The organism is Saccharothrix saharensis (assembly GCF_006716745.1).
In the GTDB taxonomy this organism is placed as follows: domain Bacteria; phylum Actinomycetota; class Actinomycetes; order Mycobacteriales; family Pseudonocardiaceae; genus Actinosynnema; species Actinosynnema saharense.
Map to the genome: position 1 here is coordinate 6,909,297 of NZ_VFPP01000001.1, position 15,237 is coordinate 6,924,533.

At 73.1% G+C, this 15,237-nt stretch carries 13 protein-coding genes; 9 read left to right on the forward strand and 4 right to left on the reverse strand.

Annotated features, from left to right (window positions below):
- Positions 1-32 precede the first annotated feature (32 nt).
- The 6 genes from FHX81_RS31570 (at position 33) to FHX81_RS31595 (ending at position 7,288) form a co-directional block, all read left to right on the forward strand.
- Positions 33-2,153, forward strand: a complete 2,121-nt coding sequence (locus FHX81_RS31570; RefSeq protein WP_141982062.1) for a molybdopterin oxidoreductase family protein — start codon at positions 33-35, stop codon at positions 2,151-2,153.
- Positions 2,154-2,164: 11 nt separating this feature from the next.
- Entirely contained in the window at positions 2,165-3,910 is a 1,746-nt protein-coding gene (locus FHX81_RS31575; protein WP_141982064.1) for an AMP-dependent synthetase/ligase, read from the forward strand.
- A gap of 565 nt (positions 3,911-4,475) precedes the next feature.
- Positions 4,476-4,934 (forward strand): hypothetical protein, encoded by a 459-nt coding sequence (locus tag FHX81_RS31580; protein ID WP_141982065.1) that lies wholly within the window; start codon positions 4,476-4,478, stop codon positions 4,932-4,934.
- A gap of 116 nt (positions 4,935-5,050) precedes the next feature.
- Entirely contained in the window at positions 5,051-5,959 is a 909-nt protein-coding gene (locus FHX81_RS31585) for a DUF1996 domain-containing protein (RefSeq protein WP_246108062.1), read from the forward strand.
- 79 nt (positions 5,960-6,038) lie between these two features.
- Positions 6,039-6,590 carry a sigma-70 family RNA polymerase sigma factor gene (locus FHX81_RS31590; protein ID WP_141982070.1) on the forward strand — a complete coding sequence of 184 codons (552 nt, stop codon included), beginning with the start codon at positions 6,039-6,041 and terminating at the stop codon, positions 6,588-6,590.
- Complete coding sequence (locus FHX81_RS31595) at positions 6,587-7,288, forward strand: anti-sigma factor family protein (protein ID WP_141982072.1); 702 nt, start codon at positions 6,587-6,589, stop codon at positions 7,286-7,288. The genes FHX81_RS31590 and FHX81_RS31595 overlap by 4 nt, the downstream gene beginning before the upstream one ends.
- 50 nt (positions 7,289-7,338) lie before the next feature.
- Here FHX81_RS31595 and FHX81_RS31600 read toward each other — a convergent pair whose 3' ends face one another.
- Entirely contained in the window at positions 7,339-8,295 is a 957-nt protein-coding gene (locus FHX81_RS31600; RefSeq protein WP_141982074.1) for a zinc-binding dehydrogenase, read from the reverse strand.
- Between the two features lie 68 nt (positions 8,296-8,363).
- Between FHX81_RS31600 and FHX81_RS31605 the strand changes: the two genes are divergently transcribed.
- Both FHX81_RS31605 and FHX81_RS42865 read left to right on the forward strand, forming a co-directional pair.
- Entirely contained in the window at positions 8,364-9,008 is a 645-nt protein-coding gene (locus FHX81_RS31605; protein WP_246108063.1) for a class I SAM-dependent methyltransferase, read from the forward strand.
- A gap of 495 nt (positions 9,009-9,503) precedes the next feature.
- The gene (locus FHX81_RS42865; protein WP_141982076.1) at positions 9,504-10,241 is read left to right on the forward strand and encodes a DUF4383 domain-containing protein; all 738 of its coding nucleotides are present in this window, start codon (positions 9,504-9,506) and stop codon (positions 10,239-10,241) included.
- A 71-nt stretch (positions 10,242-10,312) separates the two neighbouring features.
- On the opposite strand, the gene FHX81_RS31615 is transcribed toward FHX81_RS42865, so the two are convergent.
- The gene (locus FHX81_RS31615; protein ID WP_141982077.1) at positions 10,313-11,257 is read right to left on the reverse strand and encodes an aldo/keto reductase; all 945 of its coding nucleotides are present in this window, start codon (positions 11,255-11,257) and stop codon (positions 10,313-10,315) included.
- 94 nt (positions 11,258-11,351) lie between these two features.
- On the opposite strand from FHX81_RS31615, the gene FHX81_RS31620 reads away from it, so the two are divergent.
- Positions 11,352-12,014 carry a M50 family metallopeptidase gene (locus FHX81_RS31620; protein WP_141982079.1) on the forward strand — a complete coding sequence of 221 codons (663 nt, stop codon included), beginning with the start codon at positions 11,352-11,354 and terminating at the stop codon, positions 12,012-12,014.
- A 47-nt stretch (positions 12,015-12,061) separates the two neighbouring features.
- On the opposite strand, the gene rph is transcribed toward FHX81_RS31620, so the two are convergent.
- Positions 12,062-14,608, reverse strand: a complete 2,547-nt coding sequence (gene rph / locus FHX81_RS31625; RefSeq protein WP_141982081.1) for a rifamycin-inactivating phosphotransferase — start codon at positions 14,606-14,608, stop codon at positions 12,062-12,064.
- 230 nt (positions 14,609-14,838) lie between these two features.
- Complete coding sequence (locus FHX81_RS43065) at positions 14,839-15,180, reverse strand: hypothetical protein (protein ID WP_170232240.1); 342 nt, start codon at positions 15,178-15,180, stop codon at positions 14,839-14,841.
- Positions 15,181-15,237 lie beyond the last annotated feature (57 nt).

Consider the following 15,237-nt stretch of genomic DNA (forward strand, 5'->3'; position numbering starts at 1 on the left):
GTCGACGTTGGGGCCGGACCGCCGGGAGACGCATGCGCACCGCTTGGACGACGTGCCCGTTGTGCGAGGCGACCTGCGGCCTGGAGCTGACGGTCGAGGGCGATCGGATCACGGCCGTGCGCGGTGACCGGCAGGACTCGTTCAGCGGCGGGTTCCTGTGCCCCAAGGGCGCGTCGCTGGGCGCGTTGGACGCGGACCCGGACCGGTTGCGCGAGCCGGTGGTCCGCCGGGGCACGTCGTTCGGGCCCGTGTCGTGGGACGAGGCGTTCGCGCTGGTCGACGCGCGGTTGCGCGCGGTCATCGACGCGCACGGCCGGGACGCGGTGGCGCTGTACCTGGGCAACCCGACGGTGCACTCGCCGGCCGGCGGCCTGTACGCGGGCGCGCTGCGCAAGGCGCTGGGCTCGCGCAACTTCTTCACCGCCGCCACGGTCGACCAGATGCCGAAGCACGTGGCGTGCGGCCTGCTCTACGGCGGCATCTTCTCCATCCCCGTACCCGACATCGACCGCACGGACTTCCTGCTGCTGCTCGGCGCGGACCCGTTCTCGTCCAACGGCAGCCTGTGGACCGTGCCGGACGCGCCGGGTCGGCTCAAGGCGCTGCGCCGCCGCGGCGGGGCGTTCGTCGTGGTCGACCCGCGGCGCAGCCGCACGGCGGCGGCCGCCGACCAGCACCTGGCGATCGTGCCGGGCACGGACGTGTTCCTGCTGCTGGCCATGGTGAACGAGCTGTTCGCCGCGTCGCTGGTCGATCTCGGGGAGCTCGCGCCGCACGTGAACGGCGTGGCCGAGGTGCGGGAGCTGAGCGCGCCGTTCACGCCCGAGGCGGTGGCACAGCGGTGCGGCGTCGACGCCGGTGTCATCCGGGCGCTGGCGCACCGGCTCGCGGCGGCGCCCCGGGCGGCCGTGTACGGGCGGATCGGCACGACGGCGGTGGAGTTCGGCACGGTCGCCAGCTGGCTGGTCGACGTGCTGAACGTGCTGACCGGCAACCTGGACCGGCCCGGTGGCGCGATGTTCCCGCTGCCCGCGCACGCCAAGCGCGGCACGGGGACCGGCAAGGGGTTCGCCACCGGCCGGTGGCGCAGCCGGGTGCGCGGCCTGCCCGAGGTGGCGGGCGAGCTCCCCGTGGTGACGCTGGCCGACGAGATCACCACGCCCGGCGCCGGGCAGGTCCGGGCGCTGGTGACGGTGGCCGGGAACCCGGCGCTGTCCGTGCCCAACTCGGGCCGGCTGGACGCTGCGCTGTCCACTTTGGACTTCATGGTGGCCGTGGACCCGTACCTGAACGAGACGACCCGGCACGCGGACGTGATCCTGCCGCCACCGCCGCCGAGCAGGCGCGCCCACTACGACCTGGCGTTCCTGTCGTTCACCGTGCGGAACGTGGCCAAGTACTCGCCGCCCGCCGTGCCACCGGGGCCGGGCGAGGTGGACGAGGGCGAGATCCTGCTCCGGCTGACCGGCATCCTCGCCGGGCAGGGGCCCGACGCCGACCTCGACGCGCTGGTCGGGCTGTCGGGGGAGTCGGAGCTGGGCCGCGACGAGCGGTTGCTGGACGCGCGGCTGCGGTCCGGGCCGTACGGGCTGACCCTGGCCGACCTGCTGGACCGGCCGCACGGTGTCGACCTCGGGCCGCTGACGAGCCGGGTGCCGGAGATCCTGCGCACGCCGTCCGGCCGGATCGAGCTGTGCCCGGAGCCGATCGCGGCGGACGTGCCGCGGGTGCTGGCCGCGTTGCACGCGCCCCGGGACGGGCTGGTGCTGGTCGGGCGGCGACACCTGCGGTCGAACAACTCGTGGCTGCACAACGTGCCCGCGCTGGTGAAGGGCAAGCGGTTGTGCACGCTGCTGGTGCACCCGGACGACGCGGCCAGGCTGGGGTTGGTCGACGGCGGCACGGCCCGGGTGACGTCCCGGGTCGGCGAGGTCGAGGCGACCGTGGAGGTCAGCGCCGACATGGCCGCCGGCGTGGTCAGCCTGCCGCACGGCTGGGGCCACGACCGGCCCGGCACGCGCCTGACCACCGCCCGCGCCCACCCCGGCGTCAACGTCAACCTGCTCACCGACGACCTGGCCGTGGACCCGCTGTCCGGCACCGCCGTGCTGAACGGCGTCCACGTGCGCGTCACCTCGTCCGCAGTCCAGTGAGGAGCACCGCCATGCCCGTGACCACGGCGCGCGTCATCGCCGACCTGCCCTTCGTGGCCGCCCAGGCGCACGACGACCGGGTGGCCTGGCGCCACCTGCGCGACGGGCAGTGGCACGACCTGACGTTCACCGAGGTCGCCGAGTGGGTCATGGAGCTGGCGTCCGGGCTGGTGCACCTGGGCGTGCGGCCGGGCGAACGGGTGTGCGTGCTGTCGGACACCAGGGTCGAGTGGTCGGCGGTGGAGCTGGCGGTGCTCGCGGCGGGTGGCGTGGTGGTGCCCATCTACCCGTCGAGCGCGCCGGAGGAGTGCGCGTGGATCATCGGCGACTCGGGCGCGGTGCTCGTCGTCGTGGAGGACGACGCGCAGCGGGACAAGGTCGAGTCGATCCGCGACCGGGTGCCCGCGCTGCGGGACGTGGTCGTGATCGAGGGCGGCGGGCTGGCCGAGCTGCGGTCGCAGGGGCGCACGGCGCCGGTGCCGGGCGAGCTGGACGACCGCCGTGCCGCGATCGACCCCGACGACCCGACCCTGATCATCTACACCTCGGGCACCACCGGGCCGCCCAAGGGCTGCGTGCTGACCAACCGGAACTGGCTGACCATGTGCCGGCTCAGCGAGGAGCTGTCGTACGTGCTGCCGGGGGACGTGGCGTACCTGTTCCTGCCGCTGGCGCACGTGTTCGCGCAGATCGTGCACCTGGGGGCGCTCTACACCGGCCACGCGGTCGCGTTCTACGGCGGTGACACGTCCCGGGTGGTGGCCGAGCTGGCGCAGGTGCGGCCGACGTTCCTGCCGTCCGTGCCGCGGATCTTCGAGAAGGTCTACACCGCGGCCACGGCCGGCGTGCCGGAGGACCGGGTGCGGCAGGCGGTCCGGGTGGGGCTGGCGGTGCGCGGGCGGCAGGCCGCCGGGCAGCCCGTGCCGCCCGACCTGGCCGCCGCGTTCGAGCAGGCGGAGGCGTTGTTCGCGCGGGTGCGGGCGATCTTCGGCGGCCGGCTGCGGCTGGCGCTGTCCGGCGCGGCCCCGATCTCGGTGGAGGTGCTGGAGTTCTTCTCCGCCGCCGGCGTGCCCGTGCTGGAGGGGTACGGCATGAGCGAGTCCACCGGCGTCGGCACGGTGAACACGTTGGCGCGGCACAAGCTGGGGTCGGTCGGCGCGTTCGGGGTGGCGGGGTTGCAGCTCAAGATCGCCGAGGACGGCGAGATCCTGATGCAGGGCCCGCACGTGTTCGCGGGCTACTGGAACAACCCGGCCGCCACCGCCGAGGTGCTCACCGACGGGTGGCTGCACACGGGTGACCTGGGTGAGATCGACGACGACGGCTTCGTCACCATCACGGGCCGCAAGAAGGACATCATCATCACCGCCGGCGGCAAGAACATCGCCCCCGCGAACGTCGAGAACCAGCTCCGCCAGTCCCGCTGGATCTCGCACGCGGTGGTCTACGGCGACCTCAAGCCGTACCTGGTCGCGCTGATCACGCTGGACCAGGACGAGATCGTGCCGTGGGCGGAGGACCGAGGGCTGCCGACGGACCTGCCCACGCTGTCCCGCACACCCGAGGTGCGCGCCCTGATCCAGGACGTCGTGGACGAGGCCAACTCGCACTTCGCCCACGTCTCGCAGGTCAAGCGCTTCACCCTCCTGGACCGCGACCTGAGCCAGGACGACGGCGAGCTGACCCCGACCCTCAAGGTCAAGCGCAAGACCGTCCACACCACCCACGCCGCCCGCTACGAGGAGCTCTACGGCTGAACCGACTCGCCTGCGGCTGGCCCCGCCCGATCGGAACGCCTGCGTGGCGCGGCCGTCCTCGTCCGCAAGCGTTCCCGTCGCGCCGTCCGCGGCCCGCTCCCGTCACCGCGTACTCCTCCGGCGCGCCGGCGCGCTGATCCTGCCCGACGCACCCGGACCGGGACACCACTGAACGCTGCCGGGGAGAGCCTTCACCGTGTCGGGTGACGGATCGGTCGTTGTCCGATCCCCGCCGCCGCCACACCGCCGCGACCACACCGCCGCACCGATCCCCGGAGTCCGGAGGAGTCGTCAACGACTGTGGGGCTCCCGTGGCACGGCCAACGCCTCGCCCAGCGGCATCGCCATCGTCGACCACGTCCTCTACCTGGCCACGCTGCGCGGCAGCGGGCGCGGCTCGACTGGCCGGGCCGGCTCGTCCGGGCATGGGTGAACCGAACGTCCGACGGGTCCGTGTGACGGGTGTCCGCCGCCAGTTCTTCGAGGAAGGCACCGCCGATGCACGCCACCCGCCGCAACCCGTCGCCCTTCGGGGCACGTCCGAGCACGAGCTGACCCGGAAGAGATGCAGGACCCGATCCTCGAACGCGCGCTGGGCCAGGTCCGCGCGGAACGGGCGCGTGACCGCGCACGCCGCCGCGGTGTCGCCGCGGTGGCGTGCGCCGTGCTGGCCGGTGCGGCGCTGGCCGGGGGCGTCCACCTCGGCCGGCGCAGCGTGCCGGGGGATCGGGTGCTGGTCGCCACCTCGGCCGACGGCGTGCGGATGACCGCGACGGTCACGCCCGCCGACGGCTGGGTGCGGCTGCGCGCGCAGGTCGACGGGGTGGAGGCGGGGGAGCGGTGCCACCTGGTCGTCACCGACGGGCGCGGGCCGGGTCACGTGGCCGGCGGCTGGGTCGCCTCCCGGGCCGGCGGCCACGCGCTGACCGGGTCGGTGGCGGTCGATCCGGGCGCACCGGCCGTGATCAGCGTGGTGACCGAGGACGGCCGCGTCCTGGTGACCGCGGAGGTCCCGGCGTGGTGACGGGGGTGGCGCGGTGACCGGTTCGGGCGGGCGGGAGTCGGCCCGTTCGGGCAGTGTTGCGGCTCCGCCGTCCCGGTCGGGCGATGAGGGGCGCGACCCCTAATAAGCTGTCGGGTGTGAGGTGGTCGCCCCTGCTGCTGGTGCTCGTGCTGGCGGCCGGCTGCGCGGACGGCCGCACGGTGGCCATCGGCGACGTGCCGGTGTCCGCCGAGTCGGTCACCACCACCCCGGACGCCTCGACCGGCACGTTCCGCGTCGACTGCGGGCGCAACGAGGACCGCCACCTCAACGCCGACAACATGGTCATCGCACCCGGTCAGCCCCACGGGGCGCACCACACCCACGAGTACGTCGGCAACCTGAGCACGAACGCCGCTTCCACCGACGCGTCGCTGGCCGCCGCCGCGACCACGTGCCCGGCCGGGGACCGGTCCACCTTCTACTGGCCCGTGCTGCGGCTCACCGACCGGACCGGGCACGACGAGCACCGACCCGGCGGCGGGGCGCACGGCAACACCGGCGAGGTGCTGCCGCCGGCGCACGTGGAGATCACGTTCACCGGCAGCCCGGTCAGCGAGGTCGTGCCCATGCCGCGGTTCCTGCGCATGATCACCGGTGACCCGGCGGCGCTGACCAGCGGCCGGGGCCGCGCGCGGTGGAGCTGCACCGGGTTCGAGGACCGGCACACCGACCGCTACCCCGAGTGCGAGCCGGGTGGTCGGGTGCTGCGCACGTTCGACTTCCCGAGCTGCTGGGACGGCCGCGCCACCGACAGCCCGAGCCACCGGGCGCACGCCGAGTTCCCCGCCTCGAACGGGGTGTGCCGGTCGGGCACGTTCCCGGTGCCGAAGCTGCGGGTGCGGGTCGCCTACGACGTGCCCGCCGGGCGGCCGTACGCCATAGACAGCTTCCCCGAGCAGCACCACGACCCGCGCACCGACCACGCGATGTTCGTCAACGTGATGCCGGTCGAGCTGATGGACCGCCTCACGACCTGCCTGAACACCGGTCAGACCTGCTCCTAGGAAGTTTCCCGGCCTCTCGGTGAACCGGAACCGCCCGACGCGCGTGTCCGGGGAGGGAGTTCACGAGAGGAGTGGGTGGATGGCGGCTCTGTGGTCCCGGAAACGGGAGGCCGCGGCCGACGAGGCACTGATCCGATCCCTCTACGAGGAGCACGGTCGGGCGCTGCTCGCGTACGCGACGCGGCTGACCGGTGATCGGGCGGCGGCCGAGGACGTCGTCCAGGAAACCCTCGTGCGCGCCTGGCGGCACCCGGACGCCCTGGTGAACGGCAAGGGCTCGGTCCGGGGCTGGCTGCTCACCGTGGCCCGCAACATCGTCACGGACCGGTTCCGGGCGAAGGCGGCCCGGCCGCAGGAGGTGGCCGAGGCGCCGACGACCCCGCCGGTGCAGCGGGACCACGCCGACTCCGTGGTGGACTCGGTGGTCGTGCTCGAAGCGCTGGACCGGTTGTCGTCCGACCACCGCGACGTGCTGATGGAGATCTACTTCCGCGGTCGCAGCGTGACCGAGGCGGCCGAGGCGTTAGGGGTGCCGCCGGGCACGGTGAAGTCGAGGTCCCACTACGCGCTGCGGGCGTTGCGGGAGACGTTCGCCGGGCAACAGGTCGCGCTGAAGGGGGTGGCCGGATGACCACCAACCACGAACCACAGCTGCTCGGCGCTTACGTGCTGGGCGTGCTCGACGAGCGGGAGGCGGGTGCCGTGGAGGACCACCTGGCGTCCTGCCCGCGCTGCCGCGCCGAGACGGCCGAACTGCGGGCGATGGAGGGGGCCATGGGCGACGTGCCGCCCGAGGCGGTGCTCGACGGCCCGCCCGAGGGCGGCGACCTGCTGTTGCAGCGCACGTTGCGGCAGGTGCGGTCCGAGCGCGTCGGGCGGTCGCGCCGGCGCCGGGTCGGCCTGGGGTTGGCCGCGGCGGCCGTGGCGGCGGTCGTGCTCGGCGGTGGTTTCGCGGTCGGCCGCGGCACCGCGCCGGACGTGACGGCCGTCCAGCAGACGACCCCGCCGCCCGCACCGCCCGCCGGGACCAGGCTCGGGTCGGCCACCGACCCGGAGACCGGCGCGCGGATGACCGTGCAGGTCCGGCCCGCGGCCGGGTGGGTGCGGGTGAACGCGTCGGTCGCCGGTGTCGCGCAGGACGAGAAGTGCCGGCTGTTCGTCGTCGCCAAGGACGGCAGCAGGCAGGAGGCGGGCAGTTGGCTCGTCTCGGCGGTCGGCGAGAAGGACGGCACCAACCTCGACGGCTCGGCGCTCGTCGCCCCCGAGGACGTGGTGGCGGTCGAGGTGCGCACCTTCGACGACGAACGGATCGTCACCGTGCCGGTGTAGCCGGTGCGGTTCCCCGTGCGCGGTGGTCGCGCACGGGGAACCGGCCCGGGTCAGGGCTTGAGCACGACCTTGCCCACGGTGGCGCGGCTCTCCAGCGCGGTGTGCGCCTCGGCGGCCCCGCTGAGCGGGAACGTCGTGGTCAGCGGGGTGAGGCGGCCGTCGGCCAGGGCGCTGAGGGACAGCTCCTCCAACCCGCGCAGTGAGGTGCCCTTCATCATCCGGGGCCCGACGACGACCGACGCGGTGATGCCCAGGCGGTACAGGTCGGCGGTCTCGATCCGGGTCGGCTCGCCCGCGGTCCAGCCGAACAGCAGGACCCGGCCGCCGACGCCCAGCAGCTCCAGCGCCTTGCGGCCCGCCTCACCACCGACGCCGTCGAGCACGACGGTGACCCGGCCGACGCCCTCGTCCCAGCCCGGCCGCGTGTAGTCGACCACCACGTCCGCGCCCAACCGGCGGACCAGGTCGAGCTTGGCGGTGCTCGCGACACCGATCACCTTCGCCCCGACCGCCTTGGCCGCCTGCACGAACAACGCGCCCAGCCCCCCGGCCGCCGAGGTCACGAGCACGACGTCGTCGGGCGTGAGCTCGGCGACGCGCAGCACGCCGACGGCCGTGCGGCCGGTACCGATCATGGCGACGGCGTCGTCGTCGGAGACGTGGTCGGGGAGCTCGTGCAGCGACGCGGCGTTCGCCACGGCCTGCTCCGCGTACCCACCGCCGGCCTGCCCGAGGTGGGCGACGACCCGCTTGCCGAGCCAGTGCGCGGCCACCCCGTCGCCGAGCTTCGTGACGACACCGGCGACCTCCCGGCCCGGCGTCACGGGCAGCTCGGGCAGCGGGAACGGCCCGCCGTGCTCGCCACGTCGGATCGACGTGTCGAGCAGGTGCACCCCGGCCGCGGACACCGCGATCCGCACCTGGCCCGTACCCGGCTCCGGGTCGGGGGTGGGTTCGAAGCGCAGGTTCTCGGCCGGGCCGAACTCGTGCTGGACGATGGCGTGCATGACGTGATCCCCTCTCAGGTTTACCGGGGCCACGCTAGGAGTTCGAGTCAACTCGAGGTCAAGCGATCTTGACGGGATCCGGCGGGCCGGGCGGCGTCGTCCGGTCCCGTGGCAACCCGGTGGCCCTGCCGCGCGTCGCCACGGGTGTGAAGCACTTCGACCACAACGCGCACTACCACCGGTTCCTGCTCCGGCAGGTGCCGCCGGGCGCGCGCACGGCGTTGGACCTCGGCTGCGGCACCGGGCTGTTCGCGCGCAGGTTGGCGGCGCGCGGGCTCGTGGTGACGGCGGTCGACCGGCACGGGGAGGTCGACGTGCCGGGCGTCGCGTTCCGGCGGGCGGACGCGGTGGTGGACGACATCGGTGGGCCGTACGACTTCGTGTCCTGCATCGCCGCGCTGCACCACATGCCGCTTCGGTCCGGGCTGGCGAGGTTGCGGTCGTTGGTGCGGCCCGGCGGGGTGGTGGCGGTGCTCGGGCCGGCCCGCGAGGAGGGCGTCCGGGACCGGGCGCTGAGCCTGGCGTCGGTGCCCCTCAACTTCGTCGCGCGCCTGGTCCGCGACGACCCGGCGGACGACGCGCCCACCCGCGACCCGGTGTCGTCGCTGCGCGAGATCCGCGCCGAGGCGGCCTCGGTGCTGCCCGGCGCGCGCTTCCGGCGGCACCTCTACTGGCGCTACTCGATGGTCTGGCGAGCCGGATCGACCAATTAATGGGAGCCATAATTGCTTTGACCGCGAGCCGTTGCTTCGGAGATAGTATCGGCCAACACCGCAGTGGTGTACGACGATCATAAAGGGGACCTTCGTGAACAGCAGGGAGACCGAGTGGAACGGCTCCGCGACGCGCGCGTGCGGTGACCGGGGCCAGCGCTTCTGACCTGCCCATACGCCACAATGGGCGATACGGTGGGTAATTATTGGAAAATCGTATCGGCCTATTGGCTGCGATGATCGACCGCGCATTCGGCGCGGTGTTGCGGCCCGACCTTCATGGGGTGGGTCGGGGCGGATATACCCCGGCACGGCGGGGCGTGTGACTCCTGTCGGGAAAGGGGGGACGGGCTCGTGCGCCCGTCCCCCGCCCCCATTCGGCCGTGCCGCGGGGGCCGGGTGGCGCCGTGCTGTTTGCGGCTCGGACCGGACGGGTAGTCGGTGGGCGTCCGGAGCCCGGTCAGACGGGCTCGTGGTCCTCAGTTGGAGGGCGAGATGACCCACCACTCGACCGTCGGTCGCGTCAAGGTCGCGGGCCTGCAACCCGCCCAGGTGCTGGCAGGCCTGGTCGGCCTGGTGTTCCTCGCGTTGGGTGTGCTGGGCTTCGTGCGCACCGGGTTCGGCGACTTCGCGGGCGACCAGCACGCGATGCTGCTCGGGTTCACGCTGAACCCGCTGCACAACGTGGTCCACCTGGCGTTCGGTGTGCTCGGCCTGCTCATGGCGAGCACGTCCGGCCTGGCCCGGCTGTACGGCTGGCTCCTGTTCATCGCCTACGGCGCGGTGCTGCTGTGGGGTCTGGCGCTGGCCGGTGTGTTCTCCACCAACCCCGTCGCGGGTCTGGGCAACCCCTTGGCGCTCAACGTGAACGACAACTGGCTGCACCTCGGCCTCGCCGCCGTCGGCCTGCTGATCGCCGTGCTGCCCGCGCGGCGCAAGATCGTGACCGAACCCCCGGTCGACACGCGCACCGGGGAGCCGGTCGCCGACCACGACGAGACCGTCGCGCGGGGCCACCGCGAGGAGGTGCGCTACCAGCGGGAAGCGAGCATCCGCGACCCGAAGGCCGACCCGGTGACGCAGGAGATGCCGACCCAGCGGGTCGACGACTCGCGGCACGGCGCGCACCCCGACGAGCGCATCGAGTCGATGGACCCGACCGTGAACCCGCGGCCGGTCCAGCCGATCGACCCGGCCGTCGCGGAGCAGCACAAGTCGCGGTTCAGCCGGTAACGCCGACAACAAGCAGTGCGGAGCGGTGCACGGTCCGTGAAGGGCCGTGCACCGCTTCGCGTTCACGGGGGTCAGGCGGCGGAGTCCATGCGTTCCACCTGGTCGTCGTCCAGCTTGAGGTCGAGCGCCCCCAACGTCTCCTCCAGCTGCGCCACGGAGGTCGCGCCCACCAGCGGCACGATGTCCTGGCGCAGCAGCCAGGCCAGCACCACCTGGTTCACCGTCGCGCCGAGCTCGTCGGCGACCTCGTGCAGCACCTCCAGCCGCCGCGTGGTGCCCGGGTGGTCGTACGCCTCGCCCAGCGGTTTGTCCCGGTACCGGCCCGCGAGCAGCGCCGAGTACGCCACCAGCGTCACGTCGCCCTCCGCGGCGGCGTAGTCGAGCAGCTCGTCGGTCATGTGCACGTGACCGCCCTCGGGCAGCTTCACGTTCGGCCGGGGCCGCAGGTAGCTGTACCGCTGCTGCACGGCGGTGTAGACCGGCCGGCCGTTGGCCCGCGACACCGCCCGCGCCCGGTCGAACCGCCAGGTGGCGTGGTTGCAAGCGCCGATCTCGCGGACCCGGCCCGCGGCCACGAGGGACGTGAACCCGCCGAGCGTGTCCTCGAACGTGACGCCGCGGTCCTCGATGTGGCTGTAGTACAGGTCGATGTGGTCGACGCCGAGCCGCTTCAGGCTGGCCGCGGCGGCGCTGCGGACCGTGTCGCCGGACAGGCCCTCGGCGTTCTCCAGACCGGTGCCCGGCGCCAACGGCCGCGCCCCCACCTTGGTGGCCACCACCATCGCGTCCCGGTTTCCCCGCTCGGCGAGCCAGCGGCCGACGGCCAGCTCGCTCTCGTCGCCCGTGCCGCCGTCCCAGAACACGTAGTTGTTCGCCGTGTCCAGGAACGTGCCGCCCGCCTCGGCGAACCGGTCCATGATCGCGAACGAGGTCCGCTGGTCCACCCACTTGCCGAACGGCAGCGTGCCCAGGGCCAGGGCGCTGACTTCCAGTGATCCGATGCGCTGTCGTTTCATGGCGGTCAGCCTGGGTGCTGGAGCGCGCTCCAGGTCAAGCCCTCTTCCCGCATCCGGGCCGGGCGCCCGGCGTGGCGTGGCATGCTGGCGGTCGATGTCGACTCTGACCCTGACGAAGTGGGCCCCCGCCGTCCTGGCGCTGGTCCTGGTGGCGAGCCCCGGCGTGTGGCGGTACAGCAGGCACGTCATCACGATCGCGCACGAGGCCGGGCACGCCCTCGTCGCGCTGCTCACCGGCCGACGGCTGGAGGGCATCAAGCTCAACTCGGACACGTCCGGGGTGACCGTGTCGCGCGGGCGACCCACCGGGGTCGCCGTGGTGCTCATGTACTTCGCCGGGTACGTGACGCCGTCATTGCTCGGGCTGGGCGCGGCGGCGCTGGTCACGGCCGACCGGGTCCGGCCGCTGCTGTGGGCGACGGTGGCGTTGCTGGTCGGCATGCTGGTCATGATCCGCAACGTGTTCGGCGTCGTGTCGGTGGTGCTGACCGGGGCGGTGATGTTCGCCGTGTCCTGGTACGCCACCGCGGAGTGGCAGGCGGCGTTCGCGTTGTTCGTGGCGTGGTTCCTGCTGTTGGGCGGGGTGCGGCCGGTGGGGGAGTTGCAGCGCCGGCGGATGCGGGGGTTGGCGCGGCAGTCGGACGCCGACCAGCTCGCCCGGATCACTCGGGTGCCGGGGCTGGTGTGGGTGCTGCTGTTCGCCGCCGTGACGGTGGGGACGTTGTTCGTCGGCGGGCGGTTGCTGCTGCCGTGGTGAGGGAGGTCCGGTGCCCCGACCTTCCGCTCGGGACACCGGCCGCCGGGTCAGCCGAGGATCTCGACGTAGCCGTCGGTCCCGTTGAGGCGGATCCGCTGACCGTCCCGGACCAGGTGGGTGGCGCGCTCGACGCCGACGACGGCGGGCAGGCCGTACTCCCGGGCGATGACCGCGCCGTGGGTCATCAGGCCGCCGACCTCGGTGACCAGACCGGCGATGGCCACGAACAGCGGTGACCAGCTCGGGTCGGTGTGGGCGGTGACGAGGATGTCGCCCGGTTCGAGGTCGGCGTCGGCGACGTCGAGGATGACGCGGGCGCGGCCTTCGACGGTGCCGACGGAGACCGGCAGGCCGACGAGGGCGTCGGCGGGCAGGTCGTCGCGGCGGTAGGCGCCGGTGATCGCTTCGCCGTCGGAGGTGAGCACGCGGGGTGGCGTGAGCGCCTGGTAGGACGTGAAGGCGTCCTCGCGGCGGCGGATGAGGTCGTGGTCGACCTCGTTGGTGCGCACCACCTGCTGGAGTTCCGGCAGGGACAGGAAGAAGACGTCCTCCCGGTCGGTGAGGACACCGGCTCGCACGAGCCGGTCGGCTTCCGCCGTCAAGGCCTGCTTGTAGATGAAGTAGCGGCTGATGAGGAAGTACTTCGGGTACTCGCGGTAGCCGGTGAACGTGCGGACGCGGTCGATCTTCCGCTTGGTCTCCTCGGCCTTCCGGTCGCCGTCGGGCAGCGCGCGCAGGCGGGCCAGGACGTCCTCCTCCTTCTTGCGCGCCTCCCGCAGCCCCTGCTCGAAGCGGTGCCGGCCCGCGCCCGGCTCGAAGTTCTCGACGTTGGTGAGGATCATCGGCAGCAGCGCGGTGGGGCGTTCGCTCCACCGCGGCCTGGTGACGTCGATCTCCCCGACGCAGCGCATGCCGTACTTGTCCAGGTAGGACCGGATGGCGTCGCGTGCTTCCCGCCCGCCGGGCAGGGCGGGCAGCCGGTCCAGGAAGTCGTCGTCCTCGACGTCGTGCAGGAAGGCGACCACTTCCGGGTGCGGGCGGATGACGTCGGCGACGTCGAGGAGCTCCAGGCCCATCTCCGACGTGACGTTGTGCGGCACGGACTGGGTGAGCGTGTCGGCCGCGTTCTTCTCGCCCAGCCACTCCCGCAGGTGGTCGTTCAGCCACCACGTCGTCTGCATCCCGGCCATGATCGCCTCGTAGCTGCGCGGGTCGAACAGGAACCGCCGCAGCTCCTCCAGGTCCGCGAGGATGAAGTCGACCAGCTCCGGCCCGGTCCTGCCCTCGATGGCGCGCTTCGCGGCGGCGTTGGACGCGTCGCCGCGGGCGATCAGCTCGGTGACGACGGCCGGGTCGGTCTCGATGGTGGCGGGCGCCGCGCCGGGGATCGGTCGGATCGGCCCGTCGTCGGACGGCGGGGGCAGGAAGCCGTCGCGTTCGACCACGGTCCGCAGCGCGTCGCCGATCAACGGGTCCGACTTGCCCAGGACCCGCATGAGGTCGTCGCGGCTCCGGGGTGACGCGAGGACCGGGGTCACGTCCACGAACAACCTGCCGCCGGCCTCGGCCCGGGGCATCGGGGACGTCATGCCCCACAGGGAGATCCCCAGCGGCCGCATGGCGTCGGTCATCATCTGCTGGTGGCCCACCGAGACGTAGACGTGGTTCTCCTCGTCGTCGGCCTCCGGGACGGGGAACAGCGTGGTGATCGGCCGGCTCTGGACGATGCGGAACCCGTCGTCCACCAGGCACCACTCGATGTCCTGGGGGCGGCCGAAGTGCGCCTCGATCCGCCGGCCGAGCCGCACGAGGTCGACCACCTGCGCGTCGGTCAGCGCGGGCTCGTCCCGCCGGGCGGCCTCGACGGTGACGTTCCGGGTGCCGCCGTCCGGCGCGGCGTGGGTGGCGAGCTCCTTGGTCGCGATGGACCGGGACACGACCTCGTCGTCGCGCACCGTGAAGGAGTCGGCGTTGACCAGCCCGGAGACCAGGGCTTCGCCGAGGCCGAAGGTCGCTTCGACGGAGGCGACCTTCCGGTTGGACGTCACCGGGTCGGCGGTGAACAGCACGCCGGCGGCCCGGGGGAACACCATCCGCTGCACCACGACGGCCATGTGCACCGCGGCGTGGTCGAAGCCGTGGTGCTCCCGGTAGGCGACGGCCCGCTCGGTGAACAGCGAGGCCCAGCACCGGCTGATGTGGCGGAGGACCGCCTCCGGGCCCACCACGTTCAGGTAGCTGTCCTGCTGGCCCGCGAAGGACGCGCCCGGCAGGTCCTCCGCCGTCGCGCTCGACCGCACGGCGTAGGCCGTCCGCGCGTCGCCCAGCCGTGAGAGGGCGTCGGCGACCTCCTCCGCGATGTCGTCCGGGACGGGGATCTCCTCGATGGTCCGGCGGAGGTCCGCGCCGAGCGAGCGCGCCCGTGCGACGGCCGGTCCGACGACGCGGCGGAACGCGTCCGTCGTCACGCAGAACCCGGGCGGCACGCGGACGCCTTCGATCCGCGACAGCTCACCCAGGTGTGCGCCCTTGCCCCCGGCGAGGCCGACCTCCGTCCGGTCGACTTCGTGGAGACCGAGCACGTGGCGTCCCATTCGTTCACCTTTCCGTTCGCCCATTTCCCCAGTTCGTGGGCTCAGGGCGGAGATTCTGCGGCACAACCGGGGCCTTGCCGCAAGACCCCCTGTGCGCTATATGTTGAAGTGGGAAGAAGTGCGGGTGGATTCCGGTCGGGTATTCCCTTCCTCTCGGCGGCCACGACCGACACTGTCGCCGATCTCGTGCTCCGCCGGCCGCCTGACCGGTGTGCCGGGCACGTCTTCGCCTATCCGGGTGACGGCATCAACGGGCTGGTGGCCGCGTTCGGGCGCGGTGACGACCGCCCCCGGTTCATCCGGTCGCGGCACGAGGGAATGTCGGCGCTGGAGCCGTCGGCCACGCGGAGGTCGGCCTCCGAGTACCTGGTGGACGTCGTCGTGCCGGGGCAACCGCCCAACGCGCTCGGCCGGGACGTCCGCACCGCCGAGGCGGCGTTGCGGGCGGTGCTGCCGTTGTCGCGGCGCGAGGAAGACCGGTCGTGGCGGGAGGCGTGCGCGGACCCGCGTCGCGTCGTGTGCGTGCAGCACGACAACGACGTCGACCAGGTGACGCGGGAGCTGCGGTCCACGGGCGGCGCGCCGAAGTTCGAGCGGTCGCCGGGCGCTGATCGAGGGCGACCCGGACG